Consider the following 15,997-nt stretch of genomic DNA (forward strand, 5'->3'; position numbering starts at 1 on the left):
CCTATTGATTCAAACCATTCTTAACCCGGTCGCCTTCTTCGGTAGCTTTCGGTTCATTTTTCAGGTTGCCATTGATAGATTGGTTACCGAACGAATAGGTAATCCTGAAATTAAAGTATCGGGTGTTGGTAAACTGAGATAAAGAATTATGCAGATTTAAATAGTTCACCGTTAAAACATCTTTACGGCCGCGATAAACATCGTAATAGTTAACATCTATAGTCAATTTCTTTTTCAGGAGTTCTTTTTTCAACCCAAAATCAAGCGAGCTGAGGGCATTAACCTGGTAAAAGTTAAATACCGATGGTGAGGTATAAAAGAAAGCCGTGTTAAAATAAAAACCTGTACTAATGGTAAACGTGCTCACAAAATTATTGGTAAAGTTTATTTTATTCCGTGTAAATGAACTTCCGGCCAGTTGCGATTCATAATGATCATGCAATACGGTACTGGAGTTTTCGAGGGTCCACCAGCTGGCCACCTTTAATGGAAAATTCAGATCGAATGAAATGTTTCTTTTTTTATCCAGGTTAAGCGGCGAGTAGGTTAAAATGTTGGTTTCGGAATTTAACACCGGTAACTGGGTGATAATATTTTTCTGGGTCCGGTAACTCAATGACATATTAACGGAATGGATGGAATACTCTACCTTAAAGTTATTGTACGTACTTGGATTTAAAAAAGGATTACCGCTTACATAGGTGTAGGGATCGATAATAAATACAAACGGATTCAGATCGCGATAGCTGGGCCTGCTTATTTTTTTGGCATATGAAAGGGTAAGTGTTTGGCCCGAACCCCATTTTTTATACAACTGGGCACCCGGTAAAACATTGGTATAGTTTTTTGTAAAGCTTTGCGATGCTATAACTGCGGTACCTACTGAGCGCGTATCCTCCACCCTGGTGCCAACTTCCAGCGTGGCAAAACCAAAGTCGTAATCTAAATTAAAATAATAGGCGTAAATTTTTTCGTCGTATTTAAAGTTATTGGTTTGGCCTGCGGCATTAATAACCGCATTGTTTTTTACAGAGTCGCTTACCAGGCCATCTTTGGTGGTACTATTATTAAACTTACCACCTATTTGCAAGGTTACGGCTTTTGACAGCGCTGTCGAGAAATCGGCATTAATATTAAACAGATCGATGGTTGATTTGGCATCGTTAATAATTCCCGAGGTATTGGTGGGTGTATTTACATTTGAACTGATGGTATTTTGATTTTGGGTAAGATCATAACGCCCCAGGTTTGACTCTAAACTAAACTTGGTGCCTTTGTTAAAAATGTGCTCATAATTAACCGTATAGGTGGAGTTTGTAGCATCGGTTTTGGTTAAACCTGTAGTGTTAATCAGACTAACCAGTTGACTATCATCTGCGGTGTTACCTAAAAATGTTTTTGAAGCGCTGTTGGGCTCCTGGGTAATTTTAGTATTAGTACCCCTGTAATACACGCCAAAGGTATTAGCAGTATCTATATAGTACTCCAAACCTGCATTATAATATAACAAAGTAGGTTTATTTTTAATGAACGATTTGGTGTTGAGCAGATAGTTCTGCCCATCCTGCTCATAATAACGGTTACCGGTAATGTCGGTAAAAGCCGGGGTCCATATCCTGCCTGCCGACGCGGTAATGGTATATTTTTTCTGCTTAAAGCTAAAGTCGCCGCCAAAGTTAAACTGGTTGTATTTGTTGCGGGCATATTCTGTATACAGCGATGTATTGTAGCCGGTTTCCTTTACTTTGTTTTTGAGTAAGATATTGATGATGGCTTTTCTATCCCCCTCATATGAGGAATTGGGATTACTGATGATCTCAATTTTTTCAATATTATCATACGGGATCGATTTTAACTCCTCCATGCTTAAAGGTGTTCTTCGGCCATTCAACAAAATATCGGGCTCCACATTACCGTTTATTTTGAACGATCCGTTGAGCAAAGCCACACCCGGCGCTTTTTGCAAAACATCAAAAGCTGTATTTGACGATGCGAAGATCTTGCTTTGCGCATTAATCTCCATTTTGCCGGGTTTATTAGAAACCAACTGTTTTTCGGCCTTTACCTGTACTTCGCCCAATTGATTTAAATTGGGTAAAAGTCTTAATACACCTATATTATATACGGTTGTGGAACCGGTAAGCTCAATACCGGCCTTATCCAACATTTTATAGCCCAGGTAGGATACATTAATGCTATACTTCCCTTTATTAAGCCCTTTGATGGTAAACTTACCGGCCGAATCTGTTTGGAGTGATTTGATATTATTAGGATCTTCGGTACTAATCAGTTTTACGGTGGCCAGTTCAACCGGGGTATTATTGGAGTTATCAACAACGGAACCGGTTAATGTTAAATTACCCTGGGCTTTCAGAGTTATCGAAGTAAATTCAAGCAATGCAATAAATAATGTGAGCAACCTGATTAGCCGTTTGTTCATAAGTAGCTTTGTTATGATATTTTAAACTTTATTGTAAAGTCTCATTTCTTCCTAATTTAGTTTAAAGAAAATCCACCGCTTAATTTTTTCGATGAACTAACCTATAGTTTCGATATATATCCTATTTGTTTATGACGAGTTTAATCGGAAACCAGGAGTGGGTAAATGTCAAAATAGATGAATAGTTAGTCAGAAACTTATAGGCACTATGTTGTAATTTCCTATTTATTTGTACAGGCTGATCTTCACCGGTTGGTCTCCCGTTCTCCCTTGAATATCATGATATGACCAGGCAATCTGTAATAAAACTTGCACTCTTTTTGTGTTTCGCTATTCGGGCTATAACAACCTATGGTCAAACGAAAGCCATGGGCACCCGCATTACTTTTGGTAAAAACGCCAAAAACATTGCCCGCATAACTAACGATTCCCTGATACTCATTAGCGGCTCTACCAACCTGTTTACGGTAGATACACCCGAAGACCAGGGCCTGGTTTCCACCAAGGCGAGTATAGGTGATCTGCTCAGGCAGCTGGTTTCTGTCGATGGTTCTATTCAACAATATACCATTACCGATAAAGATGGCACCCCAAAAACTACCGGAGATATCAACACCGGAGATAAACTGGTGGTAAGCTCTTCGAAAGGGATATCGACCAAAACCTACCACATCGCTGTTAAACCCATGGCGCTTAGCGGGCAACTCACTTTAGATAATACCACCATAACTGCCAACACCAACCATGACCTGATACTGTATTTTACAGCGGGGCAACGCAGTTCGGATGCTACCGTTAAAATTTACGTCCCCGCAGGCATTCCTGTTACCATGGATAATACCACGGTAAATGTGATTGGCCGGGGCGAGGTAAAATTAAGTGGCCTCGCCACACAATCCATCGGAAGGGTAGGTACCAGATATTCCTACTCCAAGGTTGGCGAAGCAGCTATTTCCACTTCGTCTGGTGCAGGATCTGTTATCACCTTCAGCCACCTCGATCTGCGGCCCGCAAACGGTGCCGATCTGAAGATCAGGATCAGCGGGGTAAATCTTAAAAAAACGGGCAGGTACCAATTCAAGGCATCATACAGTACCTCCAAACCCGAGGTATTGACCAGCCCCGGCACAGGCCCCGAAACAGCTGCACTAACCGCCACCCGCACCATCTCGGATTTTATGCGGATCCCCGATACCGCCATGAGCTACCGGGAAACACCCACCTTATACACAACAGCCCATTTCAAGTGGGGACAAGGCGGTAACGCATCCGGCCTGCAATTAATGCAATCTGTGGATAAGGGCAAAACCTGGTCGGCAGCATCAGCCAAAATCGACCTCCAAAAGGCCACCGCCTCGGTTTCGGGTCTGGCTCCCAATAAACTGTACACCTTTAGGCTCAGCATTAAAGATGGCACGCAAAAAGGCTATTCCAACCCTGTTTCGTTTTACTCGGGCAAAATGGATATCAAATCCTTTGGTGTTACCGGCAGCGGTACCGATGATACCGAAAATATCAATAAGGCTATAGCTTACCTCAATCAATTAGGCGGCGGAACCTTGTTATTCACCCCGGGCACTTATATGGTGCGTACCGTTCACCTTCTGAGCAATGTTTTCCTGTACCTCGAAAAAGATGCCATCATCAAAGCGCTCAAGGGCGGCGACGCCCCGGAATCAACCTGGTTCAGCGATCGTAAATACCGCTCGGGACTTTCGCCTACCGATGCCGGCCCCTATACCGACCCCGAAAACTATATGACCAAACAGGACGTGGGTCATCATTATTTTAAAAACGCCATGTTCTTTGGCGAACGACTGGACAATGTGAAAATTATAGGCAATGGCCAGATCAACGGTAACGGCAACCTGGTTAACGGCGACGGCGTGATGAAAAACCTACCCGATAATCGCTGCGATAAAATGTTTTCACTCAAGCTGTGTACCCATGTCGAGATCGGCGGTATCTATCACCCCGAAGATCTGTGGTATGATGAAACCAAGGATGAACCCTATTACATTGGCGCTAACGGTGCTAAAAATTTCGATAGTGACAATATGCTCAAACTTGATCGCTCCGGGCATTTCGCCTTGCTGGCTACCGGTACCGATGGCATCAACATACATGATACCTACATCTGCAAAAACAATCAAACCAACGTGCGCGATGTGTATGATTTTATGGAGTGCAATAATGTAAAGGTCACTAATATATTTTCCAGGGTAAGTTCTGATGATGTGGTAAAACCGGGCTCCGATTGTTCGCTGGGCTTTACCCGGCCTGCCAGTAATTACCTGGTGCGTAATATTATTGGCGATACCAATTGCAACCTTATCCAGTTAGGCTCCGAAACCGCCGACGATATTACCCAGGTTTACGTAGATAATATTTATGTACTGGGCGCGAACAAGGCAGGTTTTTCTATATCTACCAACGATGGCGGCCATGTAAAAGATATTTACCTCAACAGCGGTCGTACAGGTCCTATTCGTGAGCGCTCCAAAATGTACCGGGCCATGACACCGTTTTTTATATCCATCTCCAACCGCGGCCGTATTATTGGTGCCGAGGCAGGCAGATATGTATTTACCGAAAATGGCAAAAAGCATGATGAACTGCTGGTTAAAAACGTAAACATAGGCCAGGTAGAAAACATTAACCTAAAAGCACTGGATGTATACGAGGTTTACAGCGGCAGCTCCTACAGCGGTAAACGCTGGAAACCTTATGATGGCACCCAGCGCAAAGCCTCGCCCATTATTGCGGGCTACAAGCTGCCCGATAATGCCGATGTTACCGGCGGATTGGATTTTAAACTCCCCAACGGCTTACATACCGGCTATATAAAAAATGTTGTTTTTGACGATATCAACTTCCTGGTAAAAGGTGGCAACCCGATAACCGATACCACCGCCGTTCCGGCCGAGCTTGGCGTAGGGCAGTACAATGCCGCCGATCTTAAAATACAACCGTCATATGGGCTCTGGGCCAGGCACGTGAAAGATATCTCAGTCAACAACTGCACGTTTAATTACGAGAAACGCGACAGCCGCTATGCGCTGTTTTTTGATGATGTAATTGATGCCCGGATCAGCCATATCAAAGCGGTAAAGGCACTGGATAATCCTATAGTAATCGGCACAAAAAAAGCGCAAAACGTACAGGTATCCAACTCCGTGTATTATCATGATACCTGGGGAAACGCATCGGCAAAAGTAGACGGGATCGATAAATAAAGCCTCGGTATCGATCTCAAAACGAACCAAAACACTTACGAAGTTTTGAAAACTTCGTAAGTCTGCACACCGTTAAAACTTTTAAAAGCCGGGCCTTGTGTGATTCCTTCCCTCGGGAAGGGGAGGAAGGGGTTTCTCTTCGCCAATGTTGGTGACAACACCAACAACGGCGCGAAATATATCAGACTTAAACCGAAGGGAACAAAAAGGAATAACGCATAGCCGACTCACCCGGTCTACGCTTCGCTGGACCACCCTCTCTCCGGCTTCGCCGCATAGAGGGTCAAAAAAAATTAAAAACCCCTCTTTCCGCCGTAGGCGAAGAGAGGGGTGAAGAGCGTAGCGATGTCGGGGTGAGTCGACATCGCGTTTCATCCATTAGCCTATGGTAGGTGTTATCACCGTACCATTTCTTTCGGGCTTAAACACTTACGAAGTTTTAAAAACTTCGTAAGTGTTAGCAAATGCCTATTAATAAGCATACTCCTCAACAGCACCCAAAGCCTTGGGCAGCGCGGTTTCTTTGGTTTCGGCTTTAAAATGTCCCTCTACCCTAAAAGTTGTAATATCAGTTATGCCAATAAGACCAAAAATAGTTCTCAGATACGATTCGGTAAAATCATAGCTTTTCATAGGTCCTTCGGAGTACACCCCACCAGAAGCGATAGCCAGGTAAACTTTTTTGTTTTTTACAAGTCCTTCCAATACTCCCGCCTCTGTATAACTAAAAGTAACACCACGCCTAACAATATGATCTATCCATGATTTTAGCGTAGAAGGGATACCAAGATTATACAAAGGGACACCAATTACAATAATGTCGGCATCCTTAATTTCGTTTATAGCGGCATCAGAGTGTTTAACGGCTTCGCGATGTTCTTCTGTACGTGCTTCATCAGGTGTATAAAACGCGGTGAAATGTGATTCTTCTAAATGCGGAAATGGCTTTTTGGTTAAATCACGTGTATGCACGGTGCTGCCAGGATAAGCTGCGGCCAGTTTTTCTAATATGGCTCCGGATAGTTTGTTGCTGAAGGATTCGTTCCCTTGAACACTCGAAATAATATTCAGTATCTTTTTCATTTGTTTTTATTTTTTGTTTAGTCAAAGGTATTTACCATTGCTATTAAAAAGATACTAGTATACTAAAGGATAGTAGTATCCTTTAGTATAGTGACAAACAAGATGGAAGCACGGTGAAATAGCATGGGGCGTAATTGACTCACCTGGTCTACGCTTCGCTAGACCACCCTCTCTTCGCCTGCGGCGAAAAGAGGGTAAAGAAAAAGTAAAATCCCCTCTATGCGCAAAACGGAGAGAGGGGTGACAAGCGCAGCGACGTCGGGGTGAGTCGATAACCAGGCGTTTCAAACTAAATTTTATTTACAAACCCCATTAATCCATTTCCCAAAATTCAAGTCTGATGAAAAATAGCTTATCTTACCAAAATGGCAGACCAGCTTTTTTATTTATTCATATATGATCGTAATAGTTAAAAAACGTTAAATAAATGACTGTACGTCAACTTTGTGTAGGTACATAATATTTGTTTTTACTTATTTTTGCTACATCAAATTTAAAGTCATGCAAAGGAAATTAATTATCATTGCCAGCTTACTGATAGGTAGTTTTTACAGCAGCGTAGTACGCGCCCAACAAACAACCGCCTTAGAACCTGATCAAAATCCAAGATATCTGGAAAGTCAGTATAAATATATGCGTGGGGCCGACAGCCTGAACAGCCTGCACGGTACTACTGTTCAAAACACCTATAAAGCTTACGATTGGTACGAAGCCAGAATGGAACGCCGCCGTCAAAATCGCGAATGGCGCCATGAAGAACGGATGAACGGTTATGATTATAGCCCGTCATGGAGCGTTTATGGTGGTTACTCTTATCCTTACAGCAATTGGGGTTGGAATAGCGGCTGGGGCGGTGGCTGGGGTAACCGTTGGGGCGGTGGCTACGGCGGCCGCTGGGGCGGACGTACCAGCGTTGGTATAGGATTTGGCTGGTAACAATTTACTCAAAATACACTCTTATTATATAAAACCCCGAACAATACACATGAAATTCAACAAAATTATAGCAATTGCTGCCCTTGCAGTTTCAGGAATGTTGGTAGCTTCTTGCTCCAGACAAGTAACACGTGTTAGTACAGACGAAACCATTGATATCAGCGGTAACTGGAACAACAGCGACTCCAGATTAGTAGCAGCCGACTTAACCGATAAAATACTAAATGCCGCCTGGATAAATACCCACCTGGAAGAACACCAGGGCAAAAGACCGGTAGTTATTGTAGGCTTTGTTCAAAACAAAAGCCACGAACATATTGATGCCGAAACATTTGTAAAAGATGTGGAAACCGCATTTATACAAACCCAAAAGGTACGTTTGGTACAAGGCGGCAAAAAGCGTGATGAGTTACGTGCCGAAAAAGAAGATCAGCAAACCAATGCTACCGTTTCGAGCATGAAAAAATTTGGTTTGGAAAACGGTGCCGATTATATATTGCAAGGTTCTATCAACTCTATTGTTGACGCGCACAAACGCCAAAAAGTAGTTTACTACCAGGTTAACCTGGAACTGACCAACATCCAAACCAATGAAGTAGTTTGGATAGGCGAAAAGAAAATAGCCAAATACGTAAAAAACTAAATCGGTATCAAGTAGCTAGTATCAAGTATCAAGATTCCTCATCTTTTTGCTAGTACCAAATATCATGTAAAAAATACTTGATACTTGATACTAGCTACGTGATACTAACTATACCTACTTGATACCCTATAAACAATGATAAACCTCCGCAAGTATATTCTCCAGGCATCGTCTGTTATAGGATTGATGCTTTTTTTGTCGGGCTGCGCATCTTATAATGACCGTATTCTTCCGTATTATAAAAATGTTTCGGCCGGGAATTACAAAGCGGCGGAGACTGAGCTCGACAAAAACAGCCTGATCCAAAAACCCCGCAACAAACTCCTTTTCCTGATGGAAAAAGGCAGGATTAGTCAGCTGAATGGCGAATACGAAGCAAGCAACCGTTATTTTAACGAGGCCGATCAGATGCTGGAGCAAGGCCTTACCAGTGCAACAGACGAAGCCGTTGGCGCCTTGGTAAACCCCATGGAGCAACGGTATAAGGGCGAGGATTTTGAAAAATTCATGATCCATTACTACAAGGCGCTCAATTACATGTATCTGCATAACATTGATGAGGCTGTAGTAGAGGCCCGCCGCATTACCCTGCAGGCGCAACAACAGGGCGATAAATTCAATAATAAGGATAACCGCTACTCAAACGATGCATTTTCACTGATGCTGCAGGGTATGTTGTATGAAAGCAACAACGATGTGAACAACGCTTTTATATCGTATCGCAACGCGGCCGAGATCTACCTGAAAAGCTCCGACAAAACCTACTATGGCACCCCGATGCCACTGGGCCTGCAGCAGGACGTGATCCGCACGGCCAAACTAAACGGCTTTACAACCGAGGCCGATGAATTTGAACAAGCATTCGGCTTTAAATATGATATGCCCAAACCCAGCGATGGCGGCGAACTGATCCTTTTTTGGGAGAATGGCCTGGCCCCGGTTAAAACTCAGGTCGACTTATTTTTCAGCCTGATCAGGAACGATAACGGCGATCTTTTTTTTACCGATGCTGCCGGAGGCATAGTAGTTCCTTTCAATTACAGCGGCGACAGATATAAAGTAAATACCAAATCGGTAGAAAGCCTGCGGGTAGCCTGGCCAAAATACGTGGCGCAAACCCCTTATTATTCTGGCGCGGTGATCACCAATAATCAGCAGCAAATACCGCTTGAAAAAGCCGAGGATATCAATCAGCTGGCCTTTAAAACCTTACAGGAACGTACCTTAAAAGAGATTGGTAAAACACTCTCCAGGCTAGCTGTAAAAAAGATTGCCGAATATTCTGTACGTGCAGCCGCTAAAGATAACAATGGCAATAACAATTCCTTATTACAAGGCATTGGCTATGGTATACAGCTATACAGCCTGCTATCAGAAAAGGCCGACACCCGTAACTGGCAAAGCCTGCCCTCGTACATTTCATACGCGCGCATACCGCTTCAAAAAGGCGAAAACCAAATCAGCTTAACTTTAAAAAACAGCCATGGCGCCGACGAGGTTAAAACCATCAAAGTAAACGGCACCGGCAGGCTGCAGTTTTATAATTATTCGTCATTAAGGTAAAATTCTTATACTTAATTTGTCATCCTGAGCGGAACGAAGGATCTATCGGCGATTAGATTCTTCGCTCCGCTCAGAATGACAAAAAACTATTCGCTTCGTGCCTCGCAATGACGCATTTTTATTAAAGCACTTCCGTCCATCCATTGCCAATCCCAAACATTTTTTGTATCTTTAAATACATCCAAAGGCCAGCCCTGCTTACTTGAATATTGTAAGCAGGGCTGTTTGGTTAAAGAGATAAAAAGCTCCAAAAATTAACTCTTTGAAATATATCTACCTAAATTTCAGACAAGTCAATCTTTTTAAATATTAAAAACCGTGTCGAAAATTTGTTAAAAAGTGTTAAAATCGATAGTTATGAATAAGTTTTGAGCTGTTTTTGATCCATTTTTGCCTCGTTTTTGAGGAGAAAAGTGTTAAAATTGAGGTTTAAAAAGTCCTTCCTCAATTATTGCTGTTTGAATTTTATAAGTATCTTTAATTAGGTCGTTCAAACTTCAGGAACCTGTCAATTTCAACCTATCATACCATGGCCGAAAATAAAACCAAAGAAAGCACCGCCAGTGTAACCGAATTTCTGAACCTGGTACCCGATGAAACCAAACGAGCAGATAGTTTCCGGCTGGTGCAAATCATGGAAGAACAAACCGGCCTGAAAGCCAAAATGTGGGGACCTGCTATTGTGGGTTTTGGCAGCTATCATTACAAATATGAAAGTGGCCGTGAAGGAGATGGCCCTATGGTAGCGTTTTCGCCACACAAAGCCGAAATTTCCCTGTACCTGATGCTGGATGCTGTGGAGAAAGAAAAACTGCTTGCCAAATTCGGCAAGCATAAAACCGGGAAAGGCTGTATCTATATCAAAAAATTGCAGGACATTCAGGAAGAAGTACTTAGGGAGATGATCAACTCTTCTGTAAGTTATGTAACAGCAAAATATAGCACACCATAACATCCTGAAAGCCTTTATATATGCTCCATTGGGCTTTTAAAGCTTAACAATAACTTAACTTATAAAATTAAGCATAGTAATACCTTAGTGATATAATTGCCCCTATTGAATAATTATAATGGATGATATAGAATTACTGTCGCAGGTAAAAGCAGATGACAGGGAAGCCTTCAACTCCTTATTTCTAAAATACTATCCATTATTATCAGACTTTTGCAGGTTTCTAGGTATAAATAGCGATGATGGAGAAGACATCATTGCCGACGTTTTCCTGGATCTGTGGGTAAAACGGGAAAGACTTCACATCCATACCTCTATAAAATCATACCTGTACGGCGCTGTAAAAAACAGGATTTATACGCTAAAAGGGAAAAATCAAAAGATGCAGCTGCTGCCCGAGGAGTATGCATCGGATAAAGCCATCAGTGATCATCTCAGGCCCGATGAAATGCTTTTCAGAAAAGACCGCCGCCTGATGATCGAACGCTTTGTTGATGAATTACCCGAACAGGGCAAGCTTATTTTTCTAATGAACTGGCAACACCAGCTTGACTACCAGGAGATTGCCGAGATCCTAGGCATCTCGCCCAACACGGTAAAAACACATATTTACCGGTCTATAAATTATTTCCGGAAACGCCTGCTCTTTGTTAAGTAATCCACTCCAATATTAACATTACATTAAATCGCAAAATCATGTAATCGAATTATGCCCTTTTGAATACTTACCTCAAAATGGCATACATGGATGAACATCACTACCTGCTGATTATAGGTTACCTGGAAGGAAAAATAACCGAGGAGGAAACCCAGTATTTATTACAAAAAGTTCAAACAGATAAGGAATTTTCCGATGCTTTTGAGGATATCGCCGAGATCTGGTCGGCCAAAAAGGCCGTGCCCAATAATAGTAGTAAGGCCAATGAAGCATTAGCCCGTTTAAATAGAAAAATAGATGATCAGGAAGCCACAGGACTGGTTTCCAAAAACGGATCGGCAAAAACAAGCCATCCCAATACTATCATTCTAAAGTTACGGCCCATCCTTGCTGTAGCTGCATCTGTGTTGGTTTTGGCAGGTGCTTTTTGGTTATATAAAGCTAAACTCAGTAACAAACCAGCGGATAACCTGGCTATGGCCGAAAAACATACGGCTCCTGGTGAAAAGAAAAAGATCAATTTGCCAGATGGCACCGCGGTTACACTTAACGTATCCAGCAGCTTGCGTATCGCGAACAGCTTTGGCGATGATAAACGTGAGGTTTACCTGGATGGTGAAGCCTTTTTTGACGTAAAAAGAGACCCACAAAAGCCCTTTATTGTACATACAGGCAAGATAGCTACTCAAGTACTCGGCACGCATTTCAACGTTTCGGCTTACCAAAACGACAGCAATATCACGGTATCATTGGTACAGGGTAAAGTTCAGGTGGATATGAATAATGATCTATCCAAACGCATTATCCTTGATCCGGGTAAACAAATGACCTATTCTAAAACAGATCATCAGGCCCATGTATCTGATTTTATGACCGAAGATATTACCGGCTGGAAAGAAAACAAATTGGTATTTAACTATGATAGCTGGTCTGATGCCGCCAAAAAATTAAGCAGATGGTATGGCATACCCGTTCAGTTAAAAGATAGTACACTGCTACGCTGCAAACTGAAAGGCACTTTTGATAATATTCCGCTCACTAAAGTGATGGAACAAATTAAGATAGTGGCGGATGTATCATGGCAAATGCAGGGCAATAAGATGATCATTTCCGGTAAATGTAACTAAACCAAAGAAAGGTAAAATTTAATGAAGTAACAAAAGCATAAAACAACAACAGGCAGCATGATCAGATCATACTACCTGCTCCGTAATCAGGTTCTCGCCAAAGGACCCAATTCATTTTAGTAAAACAATCTCAAAAATATGAAAAAATATATATTCTCGCTTCTTAGTGCTATTTATTTGATGTGCACGGTTATACCAGCCAGTGCAGCCAATGTAAACCGCACTTCAGATTCTATCAATTGCACTATACAGGTCTCCGAAAAAACCATCAAGGAGGTATTTTCATTAATAGAAAAACAAACCGGTTTACGCTTTATACATAACGCAACCGAGGCACAGCTCAGCAAAAAGATCAGTCTTTCTGAAAATAATCAGCCTATTGATGAGGTATTAAAAAAAATAGCCAAACAATCTGGTTTATCATTCAAAAGGGTTGATCAAACCATATACGTACAAACCACCGCCAGGCTCATGCGGGTTACCGGTAAAGTTATTGATGCGCAAACAGGCGAAACCCTACCCGGCGTATCGGTAAAGATAAAAGGCAGCACCGATGGAACCGTAACTGACATTGCGGGTAGTTACCATATCGAGGCTGCCGAAAACAATATCCTGGTATTTTCATTCATCGGCTATGTATCACAGGAACTTCCGGTTTCTGGTGGTATACTCAACGTATCTTTAAAAGCAGACCAGGCGGCGCTAAAAGAGGTGGTAGTGGTTGGTTACGGTAAACAATCTCGTCAACTGCTAACCAGCTCTATTGTATCTGTTCAAAATAAAGATTTTAATAAAGGTGCGTTCAGCAACCCGGCGCAACTGCTGCAAGGTAAGGTAGCCGGTCTGAACATTACCCGTTCGGGTGATCCAAACGAGGCGCCTTCTATCAGCCTGAGAGGCCCATCAACATTGCGTACAACCGGTGGTGCACAGGAACCTTTTTATGTAATTGACGGTGTAGCTGGTGCTGATTATCGATTGGTATCGCCAGATGACATTGAAACCATTGATGTGTTAAAAGATGCATCAGCAACAGCTATATATGGTACTCGTGCCGCTAATGGTGTAATTATCATTACAACCAAAAAAGGAAAAACAGGACAAACGGTGATTTCTTATAATGCTTACGCAGGCGTTGAAAATATCGCCAACAGCATTAAAATGATGAATGCCAGTCAGCTCAATGACTATTTAACAAAAAATGGGCTGGCACTTGACCCATCTGATCAAAAAGGAGCTAATACCGACTGGCAAAAAGAGGTAAGCCGTACCGGATCGTCACAAAATCATAACGTTGCGCTTAGCGGTGGTTTTAATCAAACTACCTACAGCGCCTCTGTGAACTATTTTGATGATAAAGGTATCCTGAAGGGAAGTGAACTAAGCCGGTTAACCACTAAAGCGGCTATTGAACAAAAGGCCTTTAACGATCATTTAAAACTAGGCTTGTCTGTAAATAACTCTTCCAGCACTTCTGATATTATACCTAATCAGAACATTGTTTTATACAATATGCTGCGTTATTTACCAACCGTACCGGTAAAGCAAAACGGGGTATATACCGAAAACCTGCAACGGATACAATATTATAACCCGGTAGCATTACTGGCCGATGCCAATCAGCAAAGTAAAAGTAAATTAAACTTAATAAGCGCTACCGCTGAGTTAAAGCTGCCTTTTGGCTTTACTTATAATATAAACCTGTCTACACAAAATGAGCAGGTTAATGGCGGGGCTTATTATAACAGCCAGTATACGCTTGACCAGGGTGTAAATGGCGAAGCCTATCGCTCATCATATGAAAACACGCATAAAGTAGGCGAAACATTCCTGACCTATGATAAAATTACCGGTAAGCATAACATTAATGTACTGGCCGGTTATAGCTTACAGCAGGATGTAAATGGCGATGGATTTCAGGCCAACAACCGTAATTTCCCTACAGACGATATTGGCTATTTAAATATCGGCTTGGGCTCGCCACCAAACGGCTTTAAAACTGACTGGGGAAGTAACCTCTATCAAAAACTACGCTTAATATCTTATTACAGCAGGGCCAAATATAGCTTTGATAATAAGTACCTGGTACAACTATCATTAAGGCGCGATGGTTCATCTGCCTTTGGTGCAAACAATAAATGGGGAACTTTCCCTTCTGCATCGCTTGGCTGGCGGATCATTGAGGAGTCGTTCATGAAAAAACAGACCCTCTTTAACGATTTAAAATTGCGGGCCAGCTACGGTATCACCGGTAACTCCCTGGGTTTCGATCCACTGATTGCGCAGATCAAATATGGCAATGTGGGCGCATTTTATAACAATGGTACATTTACCAATGCTATTGGCCCAACTCAAAACCCTAATCCCGATTTGAAATGGGAAAAAACAGCCATGTATAACCTTGGCCTGGATTTCTCTTTACTCAAAGGCAGAGTTAGCGGAACGTTGGAAGTTTATGATAAAAAAACCAGCGACCTGATCTATTTCTATCCGGTATCAACCACACAATATTTTGCCAATACGCTTACCGCCAACGTTGGCGATATTTCAAACAAGGGATACGAAATAACGATTAACGCAACTCCGGTTCAAACCAGCACATTCAGATGGAACACCTCACTTAACGTAGCCCATAATAATAACAAGCTGGTATCATTATCAAACTCTTCCTTTAAGCTCGATTCTATTCCGGTAGCTGAACCTGGTGGCCAGGGCGAAACCGGGTATAAAGTACAGATCTTGAAAACAGGCTACCCTGTTGGCCAGTTCCTTTTATATAAATATGCGGGCAAAAATGCTGCCGGTGTATCACAGTTTTACAGCCGCAGCGGCGGGCTTACCACCACTCCAACCTCAAAAGATTATTATTATGCCGGTAATGCACAGCCTAAACTGCTGTTTGGTTTTAGCAACAGCTTTGCCTACGGTAATTTTGACCTGAATGTATTTATAAGGGGATCATTGGGTGGTAAAATACTGAACGCTACCCTGGCCGACCTGAACCGTACCAGTGACGTACGAAGCTATAACCTGCCGGTTTCCTCGGCAAATGAATCGCCTAAGGATGTTAATGCCTATATATACTCAGATCGTTATATTGAAAGTGGCTCTTACTTAAGGCTGGATAATGCTACGCTGGGCTATACCTTCCCTAAATTTACACCAGGTATACGTAACCTGCGCCTGTATGTATCGGGCAACAACCTGGCTACTATAACGGGATATAAGGGTATAGATCCTGAAGTATCATTAGGAGGGCTTACACCAGGTATTGATAATAAAAATTATTATCCGCGCACCAGGGCTTTCCTGTTCGGTTTAAGTGCATCATTTTAAATCATCATCTCATTAACAGATCA

The 15,997-nt window shown here is 42.3% G+C and carries 10 protein-coding genes; 8 read left to right on the top strand and 2 right to left on the bottom strand.

Going from position 1 to position 15,997, the window contains the following annotated elements:
- Position 1 precedes the first annotated feature (1 nt).
- The gene (locus tag G7092_RS15810; protein WP_166090769.1) at positions 2-2,440 is read right to left on the bottom strand and encodes an outer membrane beta-barrel family protein; all 2,439 of its coding nucleotides are present in this window, start codon (positions 2,438-2,440) and stop codon (positions 2-4) included.
- Positions 2,441-2,724: 284 nt separating this feature from the next.
- Between G7092_RS15810 and G7092_RS15815 the strand changes: the two genes are divergently transcribed.
- Positions 2,725-5,676 carry an endopygalactorunase gene (locus G7092_RS15815; protein WP_166090770.1) on the top strand — a complete coding sequence of 984 codons (2,952 nt, stop codon included), beginning with the start codon at positions 2,725-2,727 and terminating at the stop codon, positions 5,674-5,676.
- 471 nt (positions 5,677-6,147) lie between these two features.
- Here the strand turns inward: G7092_RS15815 and G7092_RS15820 are convergent, their stop codons facing one another.
- Positions 6,148-6,759 carry an FMN-dependent NADH-azoreductase gene (locus G7092_RS15820; protein WP_166090772.1) on the bottom strand — a complete coding sequence of 204 codons (612 nt, stop codon included), beginning with the start codon at positions 6,757-6,759 and terminating at the stop codon, positions 6,148-6,150.
- A 501-nt stretch (positions 6,760-7,260) separates the two neighbouring features.
- Between G7092_RS15820 and G7092_RS15825 the strand changes: the two genes are divergently transcribed.
- From G7092_RS15825 to G7092_RS15855, 7 genes are all read left to right on the top strand, one after another.
- Positions 7,261-7,695, top strand: a complete 435-nt coding sequence (locus G7092_RS15825) for a hypothetical protein (RefSeq protein WP_166090774.1) — start codon at positions 7,261-7,263, stop codon at positions 7,693-7,695.
- Between the two features lie 49 nt (positions 7,696-7,744).
- Positions 7,745-8,338, top strand: a complete 594-nt coding sequence (locus G7092_RS15830; protein WP_166090775.1) for a penicillin-binding protein activator LpoB — start codon at positions 7,745-7,747, stop codon at positions 8,336-8,338.
- A gap of 135 nt (positions 8,339-8,473) precedes the next feature.
- Complete coding sequence (locus tag G7092_RS15835; protein WP_166090776.1) at positions 8,474-9,901, top strand: COG3014 family protein; 1,428 nt, start codon at positions 8,474-8,476, stop codon at positions 9,899-9,901.
- Between the two features lie 529 nt (positions 9,902-10,430).
- The gene (locus tag G7092_RS15840; protein WP_166090777.1) at positions 10,431-10,853 is read left to right on the top strand and encodes a DUF1801 domain-containing protein; all 423 of its coding nucleotides are present in this window, start codon (positions 10,431-10,433) and stop codon (positions 10,851-10,853) included.
- Positions 10,854-10,971: 118 nt separating this feature from the next.
- The gene (locus G7092_RS15845) at positions 10,972-11,511 is read left to right on the top strand and encodes an RNA polymerase sigma factor (RefSeq protein ID WP_166090778.1); all 540 of its coding nucleotides are present in this window, start codon (positions 10,972-10,974) and stop codon (positions 11,509-11,511) included.
- Positions 11,512-11,597: 86 nt separating this feature from the next.
- Entirely contained in the window at positions 11,598-12,638 is a 1,041-nt protein-coding gene (locus tag G7092_RS15850; protein ID WP_166090779.1) for a FecR family protein, read from the top strand.
- A 138-nt stretch (positions 12,639-12,776) separates the two neighbouring features.
- Complete coding sequence (locus tag G7092_RS15855) at positions 12,777-15,974, top strand: TonB-dependent receptor (protein WP_166090780.1); 3,198 nt, start codon at positions 12,777-12,779, stop codon at positions 15,972-15,974.
- The last annotated feature ends 23 nt before the right edge of the window (positions 15,975-15,997 follow it).

Source organism: Mucilaginibacter inviolabilis, assembly GCF_011089895.1.
Taxonomy (GTDB): domain Bacteria; phylum Bacteroidota; class Bacteroidia; order Sphingobacteriales; family Sphingobacteriaceae; genus Mucilaginibacter; species Mucilaginibacter inviolabilis.

Excerpts from the sequence above, each read along its gene's own strand:
- G7092_RS15820 (WP_166090772.1), bottom strand. The coding sequence starts at position 6,759 with ATGAAAAAGATACTGAATATTATTTCGAGTGTTCAAGGGAACGAATCC.
- G7092_RS15845 (WP_166090778.1), top strand. The coding sequence starts at position 10,972 with ATGGATGATATAGAATTACTGTCGCAGGTAAAAGCAGATGACAGGGAA.
- G7092_RS15825 (WP_166090774.1), top strand. The coding sequence starts at position 7,261 with ATGCAAAGGAAATTAATTATCATTGCCAGCTTACTGATAGGTAGTTTT.
- G7092_RS15830 (WP_166090775.1), top strand. The coding sequence starts at position 7,745 with ATGAAATTCAACAAAATTATAGCAATTGCTGCCCTTGCAGTTTCAGGA.
- G7092_RS15855 (WP_166090780.1), top strand. The coding sequence starts at position 12,777 with ATGAAAAAATATATATTCTCGCTTCTTAGTGCTATTTATTTGATGTGC.
- G7092_RS15810 (WP_166090769.1), bottom strand. The coding sequence starts at position 2,440 with ATGAACAAACGGCTAATCAGGTTGCTCACATTATTTATTGCATTGCTT.
- G7092_RS15850 (WP_166090779.1), top strand. The coding sequence starts at position 11,598 with ATGGATGAACATCACTACCTGCTGATTATAGGTTACCTGGAAGGAAAA.
- G7092_RS15815 (WP_166090770.1), top strand. The coding sequence starts at position 2,725 with ATGACCAGGCAATCTGTAATAAAACTTGCACTCTTTTTGTGTTTCGCT.
- G7092_RS15835 (WP_166090776.1), top strand. The coding sequence starts at position 8,474 with ATGATAAACCTCCGCAAGTATATTCTCCAGGCATCGTCTGTTATAGGA.
- G7092_RS15840 (WP_166090777.1), top strand. The coding sequence starts at position 10,431 with ATGGCCGAAAATAAAACCAAAGAAAGCACCGCCAGTGTAACCGAATTT.